17 protein-coding genes and 1 tRNA gene are annotated in these 18,248 nt (G+C 65.3%); 4 read left to right on the top strand and 14 right to left on the bottom strand.

The features are described 5' to 3' along the window. Positions 1–117 precede the first annotated feature (117 nt). Positions 118–1,677 (top strand): oleate hydratase, encoded by a 1,560-nt coding sequence (locus QX041_RS10135; protein ID WP_316165179.1) that lies wholly within the window; start codon positions 118–120, stop codon positions 1,675–1,677. 528 nt (positions 1,678–2,205) lie between these two features. Here the strand turns inward: QX041_RS10135 and QX041_RS10130 are convergent. The 10 genes from QX041_RS10130 to QX041_RS10085 all read right to left on the bottom strand — a co-directional run bounded on the left by QX041_RS10130 (position 2,206) and on the right by QX041_RS10085 (position 10,419). Continuing rightward, positions 2,206–3,087: an AraC family transcriptional regulator gene (locus QX041_RS10130; protein WP_315752910.1), complete on the bottom strand. Its 882-nt coding sequence runs from the start codon at positions 3,085–3,087 to the stop codon at positions 2,206–2,208. Between the two features lie 101 nt (positions 3,088–3,188). Then, complete coding sequence (locus QX041_RS10125) at positions 3,189–4,064, bottom strand: class I SAM-dependent methyltransferase (RefSeq protein WP_315827200.1); 876 nt, start codon at positions 4,062–4,064, stop codon at positions 3,189–3,191. Between the two features lie 224 nt (positions 4,065–4,288). Continuing rightward, positions 4,289–5,314, bottom strand: a complete 1,026-nt coding sequence (locus tag QX041_RS10120; protein ID WP_316165177.1) for a DUF2806 domain-containing protein — start codon at positions 5,312–5,314, stop codon at positions 4,289–4,291. 113 nt (positions 5,315–5,427) lie between these two features. Next, a tRNA-Pro gene (locus QX041_RS10115) sits at positions 5,428–5,505 on the bottom strand. Between the two features lie 205 nt (positions 5,506–5,710). Then, entirely contained in the window at positions 5,711–6,274 is a 564-nt protein-coding gene (locus QX041_RS10110) for a MerR family transcriptional regulator (RefSeq protein WP_315752911.1), read from the bottom strand. A 136-nt stretch (positions 6,275–6,410) separates the two neighbouring features. Continuing rightward, positions 6,411–6,767, bottom strand: coding sequence for an integration host factor subunit alpha (locus QX041_RS10105; protein ID WP_315711462.1), 357 nt, complete (start codon positions 6,765–6,767; stop codon positions 6,411–6,413). A 132-nt stretch (positions 6,768–6,899) separates the two neighbouring features. Beyond that, positions 6,900–7,874, bottom strand: a complete 975-nt coding sequence (locus tag QX041_RS10100) for a beta-ketoacyl-ACP synthase III (RefSeq protein WP_315711459.1) — start codon at positions 7,872–7,874, stop codon at positions 6,900–6,902. Continuing rightward, a complete protein-coding gene (gene plsX, locus QX041_RS10095) occupies positions 7,871–8,932 on the bottom strand; it encodes a phosphate acyltransferase PlsX (RefSeq protein ID WP_315752912.1) in 1,062 nt (353 codons plus the stop codon). The genes QX041_RS10100 and plsX overlap by 4 nt, the downstream gene beginning before the upstream one ends. Before the next feature lie 319 nt (positions 8,933–9,251). Next, positions 9,252–9,878: a DUF177 domain-containing protein gene (locus tag QX041_RS10090; protein WP_315827201.1), complete on the bottom strand. Its 627-nt coding sequence runs from the start codon at positions 9,876–9,878 to the stop codon at positions 9,252–9,254. A 4-nt stretch (positions 9,879–9,882) separates the two neighbouring features. Beyond that, positions 9,883–10,419, bottom strand: coding sequence for a ubiquinol-cytochrome C chaperone family protein (locus QX041_RS10085; RefSeq protein ID WP_316165176.1), 537 nt, complete (start codon positions 10,417–10,419; stop codon positions 9,883–9,885). Between the two features lie 129 nt (positions 10,420–10,548). Here QX041_RS10085 and QX041_RS10080 point away from each other — a divergent pair, with 129 nt between their 5' ends. The 3 genes from QX041_RS10080 (at position 10,549) to QX041_RS10070 (ending at position 13,476) form a co-directional block, all read left to right on the top strand. Beyond that, the gene (locus QX041_RS10080) at positions 10,549–11,010 is read left to right on the top strand and encodes an outer membrane protein assembly factor BamE (RefSeq protein WP_315711452.1); all 462 of its coding nucleotides are present in this window, start codon (positions 10,549–10,551) and stop codon (positions 11,008–11,010) included. Between the two features lie 156 nt (positions 11,011–11,166). After that, positions 11,167–12,174 carry a tripartite tricarboxylate transporter substrate binding protein gene (locus QX041_RS10075; protein WP_315752914.1) on the top strand — a complete coding sequence of 336 codons (1,008 nt, stop codon included), beginning with the start codon at positions 11,167–11,169 and terminating at the stop codon, positions 12,172–12,174. 219 nt (positions 12,175–12,393) lie between these two features. Continuing rightward, the gene (locus QX041_RS10070; RefSeq protein WP_316165175.1) at positions 12,394–13,476 is read left to right on the top strand and encodes a DUF2336 domain-containing protein; all 1,083 of its coding nucleotides are present in this window, start codon (positions 12,394–12,396) and stop codon (positions 13,474–13,476) included. 85 nt (positions 13,477–13,561) lie between these two features. Here the strand turns inward: QX041_RS10070 and QX041_RS10065 are convergent, their stop codons facing one another. The 4 genes from QX041_RS10065 to ribH form a co-directional block, all read right to left on the bottom strand. After that, complete coding sequence (locus QX041_RS10065; protein ID WP_315711448.1) at positions 13,562–15,682, bottom strand: sodium-translocating pyrophosphatase; 2,121 nt, start codon at positions 15,680–15,682, stop codon at positions 13,562–13,564. Between the two features lie 201 nt (positions 15,683–15,883). Then, on the bottom strand, positions 15,884–16,876 hold the full coding sequence (gene thiL, locus QX041_RS10060; protein WP_316165173.1) for a thiamine-phosphate kinase: 993 nt from the start codon (positions 16,874–16,876) through the stop codon (positions 15,884–15,886). A gap of 187 nt (positions 16,877–17,063) precedes the next feature. Further along, positions 17,064–17,573: a transcription antitermination factor NusB gene (gene nusB / locus QX041_RS10055; protein ID WP_315752916.1), complete on the bottom strand. Its 510-nt coding sequence runs from the start codon at positions 17,571–17,573 to the stop codon at positions 17,064–17,066. Between the two features lies 1 nt (position 17,574). Beyond that, positions 17,575–18,066: a 6,7-dimethyl-8-ribityllumazine synthase gene (gene ribH / locus QX041_RS10050; RefSeq protein WP_315752917.1), complete on the bottom strand. Its 492-nt coding sequence runs from the start codon at positions 18,064–18,066 to the stop codon at positions 17,575–17,577. Between the last annotated feature and the right edge of the window lie 182 nt (positions 18,067–18,248).

The raw sequence follows: 18,248 nt of genomic DNA, 5'->3' as shown, positions 1-18,248 counted from the left end.
GACGGACCACGCGAGATCGTGATCACCGCGCGTCGCAGCGCTTGACCTGGATCAGTTCCATGAGGGAACACAGCGGCTAAGCCCCGGATCGTAGCACACGATCCCGGGTGAACCATCATGAAGGCGTATTTCATCGGCAGCGGCATCGGCGCATTGGCCGGCGCGGCATTCCTGATCCGTGACGGCGGCGTCGAGGGCCGCGACATCACGATCTTCGAAAAGCACCTGCCCTACGGCGGCAGCCTCGATGGTGCGCGGCTGCCCGACGGCTCCTATTCGCTGCGCGGCGGCCGCATGCTGACGACCGATCACTACGAGTGCACGTGGGACCTGCTCTCCACCATCCCGGATGCCGGCGATCCCAACCGCACCGTGCGCGACGAGACGATCGCCTTCAACAAGGTCCATGTCGCGCATTCGCAGGCGCGCCTCGTCGACCGCAACCGGCACAAGGTCGACGTCTCCACCATGGGCTTCACCATGCAGGACCGGCTCGAATTGGTGCGGCTGACCGAGGCCTCCGAGGAGAAGCTCGGCAACTCCCGCATCACCGACTGGCTGTCGCCGCCGTTCTTCACCACGAACTTCTGGTTCATGTGGCAGACGACGTTCGCGTTCCAGCCCTGGCACAGCGCGGTCGAGTTCAAGCGCTATCTGCATCGCTTCATGAACGAGTTTCCGCGCATCGAGACGCTGGCTGGCGTCAAGCGCACCGTGTTCAATCAGTACGACGCGATCGTCGTGCCGCTCGTCAAATGGCTGGAGGGCCATGGCGTGAATTTCGCCGGCGGCGTCGACGTCACCGACATGGAGATCGCGACGGAAGCCGGCAAGCACGTCGTCAAGCGCCTGATGCTGGATCGCAGCGGCCAGCCGGAGACGATTGCGCTGTCGAGCGACGATCTCGTCTTCCTGCAGAACGGCTCGATGACGGACGCGACCAGTCTGGGCACCCAGGATGCACCGCCGCCGCGGCTCACCAAGCAGGACAGCCAGGGCTGGACGCTGTGGGAGAAGATCGCGAAGGGCCGCCCCGAGTTTGGCAATCCCGCCGCGTTCAACTCATCGATACCGGAATCCTGCTGGGAATCGTTCACCGTCACCTGCCGCAATCCGCGCTTCTTCGACGCGATGGAGGCGTTCAGCGGCAACGCCGCCGGCACCGGCGGGCTCGTCACCTTCACCGAATCCAACTGGCTGATGTCGGTCGTGCTGTATCACCAGCCGCATTTCGTCGATCAGCCTGCCGACGTGCAGGTGTTCTGGGGCTATGCGCTGCATCCCGATCGCATCGGCAATTTTGTGCCGAAGGCGATGGCCGATTGCGGCGGCGCCGACATTCTCAAGGAGCTCTGCGGCCACCTCAACTTCGATCTCTCGGTGTTCGACCAGGCGACCTGCGTGCCCTGCCGCCTGCCCTACATCACCAGCATGTTCATGCCGCGCAACAAGGCGGACCGGCCGCTGCCGGTGCCGGCGAACTCGAAGAACCTCGCCTTCGTCAGCCAGTTCGTCGAGATCCCCGACGACGTCGTGTTCACGGTGGAATACTCGGTGCGCGCGGCGCAGATGGCGGTCTATCAGCTGCTCGGCATCACCCGGGCGATCCCGCTGATCACGCGCCACGACAAGTCGTTCCGCGTGCTGATCGAGACGATGGAGAAGGCCTTCGCATAACGCCTCTCGCATCGGCAAGAACGAGCGCGCCCGGATCAGTCTCGATCCGGGCGCGCTTTCCGTCTCGCGAGGCACAGATGCGCCTCGATCCTTGTTGCGTGAATTGTCAGTAGCCGAGCAGTGCGAGACCGACCCAGCTGACGGCAAACAGCGATACCACCGAGGTTGCAGCGGCGAAAACGGACAGCGAAACTTTCAAAGTCCTGAGGACCATACGCGCCTCCTTCAACGACAATGAACGGCACATCGGGGTGAACCCCGATGTCAGTCTGAAATTTCCTGGAACCGGCTCCACAACGAGCCGAACACAGGTTTGGTGCGCGCGTGCGCGCAAAGGTTCAATGTCAGGGTGTGGGGCCTCAATTGAGCTGCTCGATCGTTAACGGACATGGCCGATCGCGGTTCCCGAATGGAACCGGAACCGCTCCAACGTAGGCCGCTCTCCCCTTCAGAGCCGCCTTCTGCGGGGCTCGAAGGTTGAGAAGGATCCTGGCTGCAAGTTTTTAGGATGGATCCGGCCGTCAGGCGCTATTTCAGCGGCAGGAACAGGTCCGCAGCCATTTCGTGCTCGGGAACCTCTGGGAAGAAGTTCAACCGCTGGCAATAGATCGGGAAGTCACGCGCCTCCTCGCCGCTGGCCGGAAGCCAGTCGCGATAGAGGAACAGCGCGGCCGGCTCCAGATTGTGGGTGTTGCCGACGACACGCAGCACCGCGCAGCGTCCGCCGGGGATCACGCCGGCCCTGATTGTCGCGTCCTGCGTTTCGACCGGCTGGTCGGTCCCGACACAAAGGTCCACGCTGTAGTCGGCAGGCGAGGCCGGGCGACGCTCGGAGCGCCAGACCGTGAAGGTTGGATTGGCTCGGGGATGTAGGCCGGCGGCCTTGCGCCAGGCGATGAAGCGCTGGATCGTGGCGCCGAGCGTGGCCGGGTCGCCGCGATGCTCCATGATCGCCACCGGCGTGGTCGGCACCTCGCGAATCGTCACGTCGTCAGGGGTATAGGTCGTCCGCATCAGCTTGCTCCTTGCGTCGTCGAGAGGCCCGAAGGCCGCAAGCCACGGCTCCCAGTCGGGAGATTTCCGGAACGATGACGGCGATTGCCCGAACCGTTGCCGAAAGGCGCGGGCAAAGGCGTCCGGCGCGTCGTAGCCGGCCTCCATCGCGACCTCGGTGACGCTTTGGGCATCGCTGTAGGCCAGCTGATAGGACGCCCGCTTCATGCGGGCGAGCTGGATGTAGCGATTCACGGACAGACCGAAGGTCGCCGTGAACTGCCGGTGGAAATGATATTTCGAGTAGGCCGCGATGCTGCTCAGCGCGTCCAGATCGAGATCATCCTCCAGATGCCGGTCGATATGATCCAGCACCCGCTGCATCCGCGCATGGTAGTTTCGCAGCGCCGCCTTCATCGTTCCCTGCTCCGTGGCGGCTGCAGCTAAGCGCAGGCGGACATGACGCGCTCGACCGATCTTGCGACTTTGTCACGGGACGCAGTGATCAAGACCGACTTTCACGGATCGACGGCCGTCACGGTCCAGAACGAAGCGGGCACCATGACGCCCGGGCCCTTGGCGTAGCGCGCCAACGCCTTCCTCACGGCGGCCGTCGCGGCCTCCACCGCCTCGGACGGCTGCCCGGCCACGGCACGGCCGGCGGGCCCGATCGCGAGCGCCGTCTGCACCGCGCTATCGAGGCCGGCGCCCGCGCCGAAGTCGAGCGCGATGTCGTGACGCTCGAGCCGGATGCGCCGCAGCCCGGCATCGGTCGTCACCGTCTCCATCCACTCGGGAGCACCGAACGCGAAATCGTCCGGCGCGTGCGGCGGCAAGCCCGGCAGCTTCGGCACGTGGTCATAGGCCGCCTGCAGCGGCTCCAGCGCCCACGGGTTGTCGCGCAGCTCGCCCCAGCAGGCGAACGCGACGCGCCCCTCCGAATGCAACGCATTGCGGATGTTGAGCACGGCGCGCACCGGATTGGCGAAGTACATGACGCCGAGGCGCGAGATCACGAGATCGGCGCTCGCGGCCTTGAAGTGGTGCACCATGGCGTCGCCTTGCACGAAGCTCACCGGCGCATCGGCAGGGGCGAGCTCGTGGGCCGCGGTCAGCATGGCTGCGGACACGTCGAGGCCGAGCACGCTGCCGCCGGGGCCGACCTTCTCGGCCGCCGCGATCAAGGTCGCCCCGCAACCGCAGCCGATGTCGAGCACCCGTTCGTCCGCCTGAATTGCCGCGCGCTCCAGCAGCGCCTCCTGCACCGGCGCCAGCAGCGCATCGATCTCGGCGCGGCGCGCGACCCAGCGCCCGCCGCCCGTACCGTTCCAGAAGGCGATCTGCTCGGCGTTCTCGAAATGCCCAAAGGAGATGTCGGCGACGGCGGCGTCCATGAGGGAAGTCTCGGCAACAAAGTTCACAAATGAAACGAGCCGGCTCGAACAGTGTCCAGCGGCGCCCAGTTCGGGGAGTTTAGGGGGTGGCCAGCGAATTGAAAAGCGTTCGTCGCAGCGCAAACGTAAGCTCACCGCGCCAAGGTTTGCTCATTCCTATTCCGCCGATAGGCCACGACTTCCGCCGGGGCAACGGCACTATGGGGGCACCGCTGTACCGAAACTCAGATCTCGAAGAACCTGAATTTATTGGATTCGACTTCAAGCATGTCAAATTCAATATTTGGGCTATGTTCGCGTAGCTTTTTTGCGAGCTCCTGAAAAGCGATGCGTCGATTGTTTGGCAGAATTTGTGCCACGGCATTTCCAGCATTCGTTAGTACGTATACCGGTATCGCTGGAACACCATTCTCATCGAACAGCAGCGGATTCTTTGCTTCGGCTCCGAGAAACAGGGATTTCATATCAATGTTACTGTCGGCCAAGAAGGCGAGAGCATACTCACCGAGACCGAGCACCCAACGGCTTTTGCCGTCGCTGCCCGTAACAGAATTGAAGGACCGGATCTGGCCCAGTCCGGGTTCAACCATAAGTCCGGCGGAGCTCAGCAGAGTAACATGATCAAATGGCAAATCGCCTACCAAGCTCCTAGGCAGAACGTTCGCCAGCCGCGACTTACAAACCTCCTCAAAGAGATGAGCCGCTTCTACATCTAACTCATCAACTATTCGGAGTACCTTTGGCGAGAAAGTACCTGGGCTTCGGATTTCGGCCGAAAGAACTCGCCCCCATCGTTCCCGAAGCTCCTCCGTCGACGCATCCTCGGCATAACGTTCCAACCGACCTAGGAATTGCGGATCTAGCTTCTCGGGACCACTTTCTGCCTCGTCCTCGGTCATCTGAGTGTGTCGTAGATCTTCGATGGCGCAGGCCATCACACCATCTTTGTTGATCTGACGACCGAATATTTGCTCAAGGTGCTTTTCTGCGACGCGCTCAGCAAATTGAGGATCTCGCTTCAGGCGCCTCAGCCCATAATCCACAATTGCGCTTATGACCTTTTTTTCGCCGTCGATCGTTGCCCGATCCCGACTAATACGTCTCTCCATCGGAATGTTCAGCAACTCGACGGCATTTCCGCATAAGCGATCAAAAGCAGCGACGAATCGACTCCTTGCTTTTGCCTTTACCCCTATGGGGGTAAGATCCACAGAAACAGAGGTTTCTTTGTCCAGATGGTCTTCATTCATCTCGGACCTTTTTTAAAATTGGTGTCGGCTTGGCAGCCGGAGCAAACCCTGCACTGAGAAGCTTGCCACCGATCCAGAGGATAACCGGCAACCGGCTACGACGATCTAAAAAATGGTCGGAGCGGCGGGATTCGAACCCACGACCCCTAGTCCCCCAGACTAGTGCGCTAACCGGGCTGCGCCACGCTCCGATGGCCGTTCCTCTAGCCGTGATCGGGGCGGGATGCAAGGCGCGGCGGGAGGGTTTCATAGTGTGATCGGATGGAGCGGAGATCGTGGCCCTCCGCCCCCTTCCAGAACGGTGGAGAGTGCACAGCCGACTCGCGGCGCTCGGCGTGGCTCAATGCAACGGACACCTGCCGCCATGCTGGCGCATTCTGACGACCAGCCCCGCCCTCAGACTTCCCTCATCGCCCGGTCGAGCAGCGCGCGGCAGTCGACCAGCTCCTTGAGCACGCCCTGGAGCTTCTCCCGCTCCTCCGGCTTCATGCCGGCGCGGGTCGGTGGGCCGACGCGAAAGGTGTCGAGAATGTCGTCCTCGGTGTCGACGAAGCGGAAGTCGATGCCCTCCTCGTCGGAAGCCTCCTCCTCCTCGTCCTCCGATTCGACCTCGGCCTCGCCGATCGGCTCCTCTTCCATCATCGCCTGGCCGAGCGTCTCCTCCATCGCGCCAAACGAGACCGCGGCCGAGCTGTCGGCCAGTCCCTGGACCGATTTGACGCCGTGCTCCTTCAGGATGCGCTGCACACCCTTGATGGTGTAGCCTTCGCCATAGAGCAGACGCCGGATGCCCTTGAGCAGGTCGACGTCGTCGGGCCGGTAATAGCGCCGGCCGCCGCTCCGCTTCATCGGCTTGATCTGGGCGAACCGGGTCTCCCAAAACCGCAGCACGTGCTGCGGAATGTCGAGCTCCTGCGCGACCTCGCTGATCGTCCGAAACGCATCCGGCGCCTTGTCCAAATGCCCGTTCCCCTTCGACCGTGCTGACAAGAAAGTGGGAGACTACGCTGAAAAGACTGGACGAACTGTACGCGGGACGAACGATACGCGTTCGACACGGCCCCTGCCGACATGCGGCGGGGCGACGGCCTCGGCCCTAATCCGGCTCGGCGCCGAACTCGGCGCTGGCCTCGCCGTTCATCTTGCCGCTGCCCTGCTGGCCGTTGATGCGCTGCTTCAGGATCGCGGACGGCTTGAACACCATGACCCGCCGCGGCGAGATCGGCACTTCCGTGCCGGTCTTGGGGTTTCGTCCGATGCGCTGTCCCTTCTTGCGCACCATGAACGACCCGAAGGACGATAGCTTGACCGTCTCGCCGCGCTCGAGGCAGTCGGTGATCTCCTTCAAGACCAGCTCGACGAACGCAGACGACTCCGTCCGCGACAGCCCCACCTTCTGGTAGACTGCCTCGCAGAGATCGACGCGTGTGACTGTTTTTCCGGTTCCCGCCATCGCCTGCCCCAAACTCACGGCGAATAATTCGCTCCGGAAATTAAGAGGTTAAGCGTCGGTGGTCAACAGCAGCGTGAATAGAAGTACAGGCCGTAGTGCCAATCTCAGGCGTAATCCCGCCGCGCGGCAGGCTCACCAGCGCACCAAAGCCGAGCCCCAGGTAAAGCCGCCGCCCATCGCCTCCAGCAAGACCACGTCGCCCTTCTTGATGCGGCCGTCCTTGACGGCCACGTCGAGCGCCAGCGGGATCGAGGCAGCGGAGGTATTTCCATGCCGATCGACCGTCAATACCACCTTCTCCGGCGCGATGTGCAGCTTGTGCGCCGAAGCGTCGATGATTCGCTTGTTGGCCTGGTGCGGCACGAACCAGTCGATGGTCTCGGCCGACAGGCCGGTGGCATCGAAGGCGTCGACGATCACGTCGGTGATCATGCCGACGGCGTGCTTGAACACCTCGCGGCCTTCCATCCTCAGATGCCCGACGGTCTGGGTCGAGGACGGACCGCCGTCGACATAGAGCTTGGCCTTGTGACGGCCGTCGGAGCGCAGATGCGTGGTCAATACGCCGCGATCGGCTGCCGTGCCGCCCTGCTCCTGAGCGTCCAGGATCAGCGCTCCGGCGCCGTCGCCGAACAGCACGCAGGTGGTGCGGTCGTTCCAGTCGAGGATGCGCGAGAAGGTCTCGGCGCCGATCACCAGCGCGCGCTTGAACGAGCGGCTGCGCAGGAAATTGTCCGCGGTCGCGAGCGCATAGACGAAGCCCGAGCACACCGCCTGCAGGTCGAACGCCGCGCCATGATGGATGCCGAGGCCGTTCTGCACGGCCACTGCAGTCGCCGGAAAGGTGTTGTCCGGGGTCGAGGTGCCCAAGACGATCAGATCGATCGACTGCGGATCGACGTCGGCCGCGGCCAACGCGGCACGAGCCGCGTTGATCGCCAGATGCGAGGTGAACTCGCCGTCGGCTGCGACGTGGCGCTCACGGATGCCGGTGCGCTGCACGATCCACTCGTCCGAGGTCTCGATGCGGCTTGCCAGCTCGGCATTGGTCACGACCCGCTGCGGGAGGTACGAGCCACAGCCGAGCACGACCGAACGAATTGTCACGAGACAGCCTCCTGGGCGACGGGTTCGGACGCTGGCGCGCCGCCGTCGGGATTGAGTGTTTGATTGATCTTGGTCAGGAGATCGTAGCGGGCCATCTCATAGCCAACCCTGACCGCCGAGGCAAAGCCCTCGGCATCGGTTCCGCCGTGGCTCTTGACCACCATGCCCTTGAGGCCGAGCACCACGCTGCCGTTGGATTTGCGCGGGTCGAGCCGGGCCCGCAAAGCGGCGAAGGCGCCGCGGGCCAACAGATAGCCGATCCGGGCAAGCCAGCTCGCCTGGATCGCGCCGCGCAGGAAATCCGTGACCTGGCGGACGGTGCCCTCGGCCGTCTTCAAGGCGATGTTGCCACTGAAGCCTTCGGTCACGACCACGTCGGCGGCACCCTTCCCGATGCCGTCGCCCTCGACGAAGCCGATATAGTCGAGCTGCGGCAGGTTCATCGCGCGCAGCTGCTCGGCCGCCTCGCGGATCTCCTCATGGCCCTTGATCTCCTCGACACCGATGTTGAGAAGGCCGACGGTCGGCCTCGGCTTGTTGAACAGCACGCTCGCCAGCGCGCCGCCCATCACGGCCAGCGCGACCAGGTGGTGGGCATCGCCGCCGATCGTTGCCCCGAGGTCGAGCACCACCGATTCGCCGCGCGCGGTCGGCCAGATCGCGGCCAGAGCCGGCCGGTCGATCCCGTCCAGCGTGCGCAGGCAGAAGCGCGCCATCGCCACCAGCGCGCCGGTGTTGCCGGCGGACACGGCGACGTCGGCCTCTCCCTTCTTCACCGCCTCGAGCGCGAGCCACATCGACGAGGTCTTGCGGCCGCGCCGGAGCGCCTGGCTCGGCTTGTCCTCCATGCTGACGGCGACATCGGTGTGAATGACGCGCGAGACCGCCTTCAGCCGCGGATGCCGGTCGAGCTCGGGAACGATCTTGGCACTGTCGCCGAACAGCAGAAACTCTGCATCCGGATGGCGGCTCAGCGCGATCGCGGCACCGGGGATGACGACGGCCGCGCCGAAATCCCCGCCCATGGCGTCCAGCGCGATTCGAACCTTTTGAGGCATGACGTCCCGGAAACCTGATCTCGAGCTTTGTCTCGTCTTGGCCTTGAGTTGGTTGGCCGTGTTTGGCGGTCGTTCAGAGGCATTGCGCGGCCGATGGACGGGCCAAAGGCCGTCCGGGCCTTTTCGTCGCACCCCGACCCGGGCGCGACAATAGCGTCTCTCCGTGTCGAAACAACCTCCCGGGAGCGATGCATTTTGCAACCGCCGCGCCGGGCCGGGGCCGGCAGGGACCCGCCTTTGCCATCGAAATCAGCAGCTTGAGAGGATTTCGAGAGGCTTTGTGACAGGATCGATCGTTTCCGGCCTGCCCAACGGCGCGTCAATCCTCACCCGTTTTCTTCGCTTTGACCGCGCCCGGCCCGGCGGCATCTGCCGATTTCAGCGCCTTCAGCGCCGCGAAGGGATGGTCCTCCGGCTCGGCGGCCGCAGCCACCGGCTGCTCGAACACGGCGCCCGGCTTGCGCGGATAGGGATCGATCCCCAGGAGCAGCGCGTCGGCGGCGAGCCGGCCGAGATCGATCTGCCCGCCGATGATCGGCTCCGGCGGATCGGCCGTCTCCACCTCGCTGTTGGGATCGTCCTCGACCAGATCGGCAAGCTCCGGAATCTGCTCCGGCGGGGCGAACATCTGGTCGATCGGCTCGTCGATCTCGATCTCGATCGGATCCAGCGTGACGACGCAGGTCTGACCGATCCGGGCCTGCACACGGCCCTCGACATGCACCTTGCCGTCCCGCTTCTGGACGACGTCGAACGAGGCATGGGCCGAGATGACCTCGCGCAGATCGGCAATCGCGGCGAGCGCGTTGCGCGTGGCCTCGTCGGCCTCGATCTCGCGATGCAGGCCGGCATCCGGAATCTGCGCCACGATCACCGGCGGTGCCCGCCAGGGGTCCTTGGAAGGGTCTCGCGCCGTTTCGCGCGAGGTGTCTCTGTCTCTGGTCATGTCGCTAGTCCTGCTGAACCGGCCGCGGGAAGCTCCAGCCGGCGCCGAGCAGCCTGTTGTCGTCGAGAGCGGCGAGGTGCGCGGCCACCCGCGCCGCATAGGCGGCAAGTCCGGCCGCGCTGTCCGGATGCTCCCCGTTCAAGATATTCTTCTGCAATGCGTCCGCCAGCCGGGCCTCGCTCTCGGACCAGGCAAGGTCATAGGCGGCGGTGCGGCCATAGAACGCCTCGCCGAACTTCTGCATCCGCTTGGGCACGGTGAGATCCCCCACCCCCATCTCGCGCAGATTGTCGTCCATGTCGTCGCAGAACCGGTCGAACAGCGCCTGCGACAGGTCCGATCCCACCCCGCGCAGCCGCCGCAGCACCAGCCAGAGGTGCAGAATCAGCAGATCGAACCGCCCGTAGACCGTGTCAGGGACATTCAAGTGTCTATAAAACAACGGGTCTCGGGTTTGTGCCACGATCGTGCCATAGATCGGCTCGATGGTCCCGCGCGGGGACGGTCGGGATTTCCTGAGATGGTTGAATGGCCAGAGCATGACGGTTCCGCGGTCGAGTTTCCCTGACCCTGTTCAGGGGCATGTTGCAATCCGCAAGTTTGCCCGGTACGTCAACGCCCTGCCCGACGCAAGGGGACGGGATCCGATCTGAAGAAGATGACCCAGACAATGCGAACGACTGCCCGCCTGCTCTCCCGTGGCTTGAGCTCCCGTCTGCGCACCCTTGGTGCGATCGCGCTGACCTGCCTGGCGCTCGGCGCCTGCACCGGCGAGCAGTTCCAGAAGGGCTACATCATGCCGCCGGGCGCGCTGGAGCAGATCCCGATCGGCGCCAGCCAGGACCAGGTGCTGATCGTGATGGGCACGCCCTCGACGGTGGCGACACTCGACGGCGAGGTATTCTACTACATCTCCCAGCGAGCCGAGCGCCCGGTTGCCTTCATGAACCAGAAGGTGGTCGATCAGCGCGTCATTGCGATCTATTTCGACAAGAACCGCCAGGTCCGCCGCCTCGCCAATTACGGCATGAAGGACGGCAAGATCTTCGACTTCGTCAGCCGCACGACGCCGACCTCCGGCCAGGAGCTCAGCTACCTGACGCCGCTGTTCAAGCTGCTCAGCTTCAACTGATCCGGGCCCGATCGCCGCGGTCCGGAATATGTTTCCGGGTGACGGCACAAAGCCGGTGAACTGCGCTGATTGGCGCAGCTCGTGCGCCATTCGCCTGCTTGCTCTGGCGCCGCAATCTTCCCTACCCTGCCGCAAAACACAGGCAGGGAGGAATCATTGGCTCTTCGTATCGCGCTGTCGCGCCGCAAGCTGCTGTCCGGAGCCGCCGCGCTGTCCACAGCCGCCATCCTGCCGCGCGCGAGTCTCGCCGACTGGCGTCCGACCGAGACGGTCAAGCTGATCGTGCCCGCCGCGCCCGGCGGCAGCACCGATGTGATGGGACGCTTGCTGGCCGCGCATCTGCAGACGGCGTGGGGACAATCGGCGGTGGTCGAGAATCGCTCCGGCGGCGGCGGCACGATCGGCGCCGCCGAGGTCGCGCGCAACACCAAGGGCGACGGCCATACGGTCCTGATCGGCAACCCCGGTCCCAACGCGATCGCCTATTCGATCTTCCGCAACCTCGCCTACAAGCCGGATCAGTTGCAGGCGGTCTCCAACATGATCCGCATCCCCAACATCGTCTCGGCGCATCCCTCGACCGGCCTCAAGTCGATCCCGGAGCTGATCGCTTTTCTGAAGGCCAATCCCGACAAGCTGAACTACGCCTCGTCCGGCGTCGGCCAGAGCCCGCATCTGACCGGCGCCTGGTTCCTGCAGCTCACCGGGCTGAAGATGACGCACATTCCGTTCCGCGGCGCCGGCCCGGCGCTGCAGGCCGCCCTCGCCGGCGACATTCAGATTCTGTTCGATAATCTGTTTCCATCGCTGCCGCAGGTGCAGGAGGGCAAGCTGACTGGCCTGTGCGTCACCACGCCGGAACGCAGCGCCAATGCGCCTGACCTGCCGACGATGCGCGAAAGCGCGCCGGAGCTGGCCAAGTTCGACGTCTCGTCCTGGTTCGGCGTATTCCTGCCCAAGGCCTGCCCGCCCGAGATCGTCAGCGCGCTCAACCTGCAGGTCAAGGCGATGCTGGAGCGCGAGGACATCCGCAAGAATATCGCCGCGATGGGCGCGCGGGCCGATTACGGCACGCCGCAGCAGTTCGGCGACTTCGTCCAAGCCGAGACAGCCAAATTCGCGTCGATCATCCAGAAGGAAGGCCTGCAGATGGACGTGAAATAGCCCTGGGCCCGGCGGCGCCGCGTCTCGGCGGAGCATTGGAATGGGGGGGCGTGGTGTAACGGCACCTTAAGCGGGATGATGCGATAGATGGCGGCCGCGTGTCTTTGATCTGGTTGCGAGATACCGTCGGCGGATGCCGGGCCGACAACCTCGCGTGGATGCGGTCCGATCATCGTCCGAGGGGCAGGCGTCGGCGTCGTCCATCGCGTGAGCCGTGCCTTGCCCAACAGCGTCCTCCATCAGCTCGAAGACATTCTCGCCAGCCGCTACGTCTCCCGGCGCGCCGAGATCCTGGAGCGCGTCACCGACCTGTTCGTGGTGGGCTCGGGCAAGTTCACCGAAGAACATGTCGATCTGTTCGACCACGTGCTGTCCAAGCTGCTCGACAACGTCGCCATTGCGGCGCGGGCGCAGCTCGGCAGCCGGCTCGCGGTCCTGCCTGATGCACCGCCGCGGCTGCTCCGGCTGCTCGCCAGCGACGAGACGATTGCGGTGGCAGGCCCCGTGCTGCGCCGGAGCGACCGGCTCGACGACGAGATCCTGGTTGCGACCGCGCAGACCCGGGGCCAGGAGCATCTGCTCGCGATCTCCGACCGCAAGATCCTCACCCAATCCGTCACCGACGTTCTGGTCGATCGCGGCAATCAGGCCGTCGTCTCGAACACCGCCAACAATGGCGGCGCGCGCTTCTCCGATCACGGCTTCTCCGGCCTGGTGACGAAGGCGGCCGACGATCCCGGCCTCGCCTTGAAACTCTGGAGCCGGCCCGACAGCCCACGCGAGGTGCTGGTCCGGCTGTTCGTCGAAGCCTCCGACGCGGTACGCAGCCAGCTCGCCCGCGCCGACGCGGCGCGGACCGAGATCGTCGAGCTCGCCGTGGCGCGGGCTTCGGACCATCTGCAGGCTGCCGCGCGGACACGCTCGGCCGATTTCGTCACCGCCAAGAACTATGTCGAGCTCCTGCACGCGACCGGCCAGCTCCACGAGGCGCAACTGCACGGCTTCGCCAAGGAAGCCAGCTTCGACAAGGTCACGCTGGCGCTGTCATTGATGTGCAAGCTGCCGCTCGACGTGGTCGAGCGCGCCTTCGTGCGCAACCAGCCGGACCAGCTCCTGGTGCTCGCCAAGGCGCTCGACTTGTCCTGGGTCACGACGACGACGCTGCTGTTCATGCAGGCCAGCGCCAGCGGCAGCGCACGCCCACAGCTCGACCAGCATCTGGCGAGCTTCTCGCAGCTGCAGCCGCGCATGGCGCAGAGCACGTTGCAGAGCTATCGGACGCGGCAGCGCGCGGCCGAGTAGCAAACAACCAAACAACACAGCCTCATGAAAAGACCCCGCGGCTCGCGCCGCGGGGTCTTCGCTCGTCAAGACGCGTCGGCGCGCCTCAATGCGCGAGGATCGCCAGCAGCAGCAGGGCCACGATGTTGGTGATCTTGATCATCGGGTTCACCGCGGGGCCCGCGGTGTCCTTGTAGGGATCGCCGACGGTGTCGCCGGTGACCGCAGCCTTATGAGCATCGGAGCCCTTGCCGCCGAAATGGCCGTCCTCGATGTACTTCTTGGCGTTGTCCCAGGCGCCGCCGCCGGAGGTCATCGAGATCGCGACGAACAGGCCGGTGACGATGACGCCGAGCAGCATGGCGCCGACGGCCGAGAACGCCGCCGACTTGCCGGCCGCGCCACCGCCCGCGATCGCATAGATCAGGAAGTAGACGACGATCGGCGACAGCACCGGCAGCAGCGAGGGAATGATCATCTCCTTGATCGCCGCCTTGGTCAGCAGGTCGACGGCCTTGCCGTAATCCGGCTTGTCGGTGCCCTGCATGATGCCGGGCTTCTCGCGGAACTGGCGGCGCACCTCCTCGACGATCGCGCCGGCGGCACGGCCGACCGCGGTCATGCCCATCGCGCCGAACAGATACGGCAGCAGGCCGCCGAACAGCAGGCCGACCACGACATACGGGTTGTTCAGCGAGAAGTCCGGCTTGATCCCCGCGAAATAGGGATGGTGCGCCGAATCCGCGATGAAGAACTGCAGGTCCTGGTTATAGGCCGCGAACAGCACCAGGGCGCCGAGACCGGCGGAGCCGATCGCGTAGCCCTTGGTGACCGCCTTGGTGGTGTTGCCGACTGCGTCGAGCGCGTCGGTCGACTTGCGGACCTCCTTGGGCAGGCCGGCCATTTCGGCAATGCCGCCGGCGTTGTCCGTCACCGGGCCGAAGGCGTCGAGCGCGACGATCATGCCGGCCAGCGCCAGCATCGTCGTGGTCGCGATCGCGATGCCGAACAGGCCGGCGAGGCTGTAGGTGACCAGGATGCCGGCGATGATGACGATCGCGGGCAGCGCAGTCGACTCCATCGAGATGGCGAGGCCCTGGATCACATTGGTGCCGTGACCGGTGACCGAGGCGGCCGCGATCGACTTCACCGGGCGGAAGTCGGTGCCGGTGTAGTATTCGGTGATCCAGATGATCAGGCCGGTGACGACGAGACCGACGACGCCGCACATGAACAGCGCCGTGCCCGTGTAGTCGACGCCGTCGAGCTTGCCGAAGCCGATCAGCCACCCGATCGCCAGCGCGACGCCGCCGAGCGAGAGCACGCCGGTCGCGATTAGGCCCTTGTACAGCGCGCCCATGATCGACTGGCTGGCGCCGAGCTTGACGAAGAAGGTGCCGGCGATCGAGGTGATGATGCAGATGCCGCCGATGGCGAGCGGCAGGGTCATCATGTTGGTCAGCAGCGACGACTTGGCGAAGAAGATGGCCGCCAGGACCATGGTGGCGACAGCGGTCACCGCGTAGGTCTCGAACAGGTCGGCGGCCATGCCGGCGCAGTCACCGACGTTGTCGCCGACGTTGTCGGCGATGGTCGCGGGGTTGCGCGGATCGTCCTCGGGAATGCCGGCTTCGACCTTGCCGACGAGGTCGCCGCCGACGTCGGCGCCCTTGGTGAAGATGCCGCCGCCGAGACGGGCGAAGATCGAGATCAGCGAGGCGCCGAAGCCGAGCGCGACCAGCGCATCGATCACGGTGCGGCTGTCGGGCGCGAGCTTCATGAAGCCGGTGAGGATGCCGAAGTAGATGGTGACGCCGAGCAGCGCGAGACCGGCCACGAGCAGACCGGTGATGGCGCCGGCCTTGAAGGCGAGCTCGAGGCCGCCGGCGAGCGAGGTGATGGCCGCCTGTGCCGTGCGGACGTTGGCGCGCACCGACACGTTCATGCCGATGAAGCCGGCCGCGCCGGAGAGGATCGCGCCGATCGCAAAGCCGATCGCGACGAGCATGCCGAGGAAATACGCAAGGAGCACGAAGATCACCACGCCGACGATTCCGATCGTCGTATATTGGCGGCGAAGATAGGCCTGCGCGCCCTCACGCACCGCCGCCGCGATTTCCTGCATGCGCGCATTGCCGGCGTCCGCGCTGAGCACCGATTGTGTGGCCCAGATCGCATAGACGATCGACAGCGCTCCGCAGAGCACGATCACCCATAAAGCTGACATTTAGTTTCCTCGGCTCTTTGCTTTTTCTAACTACGTCACGCCGCGATGGTGCGACGCACGCCCCCTGTCAGGCCGCTCCGGGCGGAGCCGCCTCGAACATATGAAGCTTGCCAAAATCGCCATGATGACGCAACGCCGCGACGCCTGAACCGCTCCAAATTCAGACGCTTCTTTGGTCGCATTGTGCGGTGCAAATAGGTGTCAGAAGTGGCTGAAGGACAACCGCGTCAGTGTGACGGGACGGCCCTGCCCGTCCAGGAAGCGCGGGGCTTGCGCCCCTTCGACGATGGCGCCGATGTCGGTGACGGCAACGCCCGCCGTCTCGGCTGCAGCACGGAACGCTGCGCATTGCGCTGCGGGAACAGTGCAGAGGATCTCGTAATCGTCGCCGCCGGAGATCATGCCTTCAAGCTGCGCGGCCCCGACAGCAAGCAGCTTCGCCGCTGCCGGCGATCGAGGAATGTCGGACAGCGCGATGTCGGCGCTCACGGAAGAGGCGGCGCAGAGCTTGGTCAGGTCGCCTGCGAGGCCATCAGAGACATCCATCGAGGCGGTCGCGCAGTCTCTCACGGCCGCGGCCAGTGCATTGCGCGGCTGCGGCGTGCGATAACGGCCGATCAGCATATCCCGCGCGGCGGCATCGTCGGCCAGCGCCGTGGCGTCGGCTGTGCCCGTCAGAATGCGCAGGCCGAGCAAGGCGTCGCCGATGGTCCCGGTCACCATCACCCGGTCGCCGGGACGCGCGCCGAAGCGATGCACCATCCGGCCCCTGGGCACCCTCCCCCAAGCCGCGATCGAGATCATCACGGGACCGGGCGTCGACACGGTGTCGCCGCCGAGCAGCGGACAGCCGAACGCCGCCGCGTCCTCGCCGAGGCCACGCGCGAACTCCGACAGCCACGCGTCGTCCTTCTCGCGCAGCGCCAGCGTCAGGACGAAGCCGGCGGGCACCGCACCCTTGGCGGCGAGATCGGACAGGTTCACCCGCAGCGCCTTGCGCGCGATGGTGTCGGGGGGATCGTTGGCGAGATAATGGACGCCTTCGACGATGGCGTCGGTCTTGACGACGATGTCGTCACCATTGGCCGGAATGATCGCGGCATCGTCGAGGAGGCCGAACGCGCCGGGGTCGGTCGCCAGCGGCTTGAAGTAGCGGGCGATCAGGGAATCTTCGCCGGAGGCTTCGCGGGTCACGCGCTCGTCCCCCACACTCTGCTGTCATCGCCCGGCTCGACCGGGCGATCCAGTACGCCGCGGCCCTTCCGTATCCCTTGAACGTCTGTGGAATACGGGATCACCCGCCGTCGCGGGTGATGACAGTCGAGGAAAGAGACTGGCATCGCGCCGGTTCGCAGCGATCGTGCTCCGGCGCCGCCCATCGCTACTTCGGCCCCATCTCGTCGGCGCGGTATTGCCGGGCGAGTTGCTCCAGCACCGCGTTGACCATGCCGGTCTCGTCGCGCTCGACGAAGGCATGGGCGATGTCGACATATTCGGACACGACGACCCGCGCCGGAATGTCCTTGCGTCGCTCCAGTTCATAGGCGCCGGCGCGCAGCACCGCGCGCAGGATCGCCTCGATCCGCTGCAGCGGCCAGCCGCGCTCCAGCGCCGTATCGAGCACCGGATCGATCTTGGTCTGGTCGCGCACCACGCCGGAGACGATGTCGCGGAAGAACGCAGCCTCGGCCGGCAGATACTGCTCGCCCTCGACCTCGTTGCCGAGCCAGTGGCTCTCGAACTCGGCCAGGACGTCGTTGATGCCGGCGCCTGCGATGTCCATCTGGTAGAGCGCCTGCACGGCGGCGAGACGGGCGGCGCCACGGCGATTGGCCTTGCGGTCGCCGGCACGGACCGGGCCCTTGATTGGCTTGTTGCTGCTCTCGGCCATGTCAGCCTCGCGCCAGACGGCGTTTGATGCGCAGCACGGCGAGCGCGGCGCGGGCGGCATCGCCGCCCTTGTTCATCTCGGAGACGCGGGCGCGCGCCCACGCCTGGTCCTCATTATTGACGGTGAGGATGCCGTTGCCGAGCGGCAGGCCGCGCGCCACCGACAGATCCATCAGGGCTCGCGAGGATTCCTGCGACACGATCTCGAAATGGATGGTGTCGCCACGGATGACGCAGCCGAGCGCGATCGCGAGGTCATAGGGCTTGCCGGCCTTCGCGGCAGCATCGAGCGCAATGGCAATAGTCGCCGGAATCTCCAACGAGCCGGCGACGGTGAGAACATCATAGCCCACGCCCGCCGCCTTCAGCTCGGCGGTGGCGCCCTCCAGCAGGGCGTCCTGAAGGTCATCGTAGAAGCGGGCCTCGACGATCAGCGCGCGGGCGCCGGAGATGTCGGTCTGGTCTTTGAGCGGCGCGCGCCGTGCGTCTGCCATGGTTCTGTTTCCATTGTCTTCAGGTGCCTCGCCCCAATGGAGCGGCCATCCGGCCGCGTCGCGAAGGGCGAGATGAAATCGGCCTCATGCTGCGAGACGACACATCGGCGCCTCCTCGCCATGAGGGCTGGCCTTGTAGGCGCGAGCGCCCGCAAAGCCAAGACGGAAAGCCCCCTTCGAGG

This window comes from Bradyrhizobium sp. SZCCHNRI2009 (assembly GCF_032485115.1).
Taxonomy (GTDB): domain Bacteria; phylum Pseudomonadota; class Alphaproteobacteria; order Rhizobiales; family Xanthobacteraceae; genus Bradyrhizobium.
The sequence above is the reverse complement of the archived record's forward strand: the minus strand, read 5'-3'. Positions and strand labels throughout refer to the sequence as shown.

Coding starts and splice junctions, on each gene's coding strand:
- ribH (WP_315752917.1), bottom strand. CDS start 18,066: ATGGCAGACGCACGGCGCGCGCCGCTCAAAGACCAGACCGACATCTCC.
- QX041_RS10090 (WP_315827201.1), bottom strand. CDS start 9,878: ATGACCAGAGACAGAGACACCTCGCGCGAAACGGCGCGAGACCCTTCC.
- QX041_RS10105 (WP_315711462.1), bottom strand. CDS start 6,767: ATGGCGGGAACCGGAAAAACAGTCACACGCGTCGATCTCTGCGAGGCA.
- plsX (WP_315752912.1), bottom strand. CDS start 8,932: ATGCCTCAAAAGGTTCGAATCGCGCTGGACGCCATGGGCGGGGATTTC.
- QX041_RS10120 (WP_316165177.1), bottom strand. CDS start 5,314: ATGAATGAAGACCATCTGGACAAAGAAACCTCTGTTTCTGTGGATCTT.
- QX041_RS10125 (WP_315827200.1), bottom strand. CDS start 4,064: ATGGACGCCGCCGTCGCCGACATCTCCTTTGGGCATTTCGAGAACGCC.
- QX041_RS10130 (WP_315752910.1), bottom strand. CDS start 3,087: ATGAAGGCGGCGCTGCGAAACTACCATGCGCGGATGCAGCGGGTGCTG.
- QX041_RS10085 (WP_316165176.1), bottom strand. CDS start 10,419: ATGCTCTGGCCATTCAACCATCTCAGGAAATCCCGACCGTCCCCGCGC.
- QX041_RS10065 (WP_315711448.1), bottom strand. CDS start 15,682: ATGTCAGCTTTATGGGTGATCGTGCTCTGCGGAGCGCTGTCGATCGTC.
- QX041_RS10080 (WP_315711452.1), top strand. CDS start 10,549: ATGCGAACGACTGCCCGCCTGCTCTCCCGTGGCTTGAGCTCCCGTCTG.
- QX041_RS10135 (WP_316165179.1), top strand. CDS start 118: ATGAAGGCGTATTTCATCGGCAGCGGCATCGGCGCATTGGCCGGCGCG.
- nusB (WP_315752916.1), bottom strand. CDS start 17,573: ATGGCCGAGAGCAGCAACAAGCCAATCAAGGGCCCGGTCCGTGCCGGC.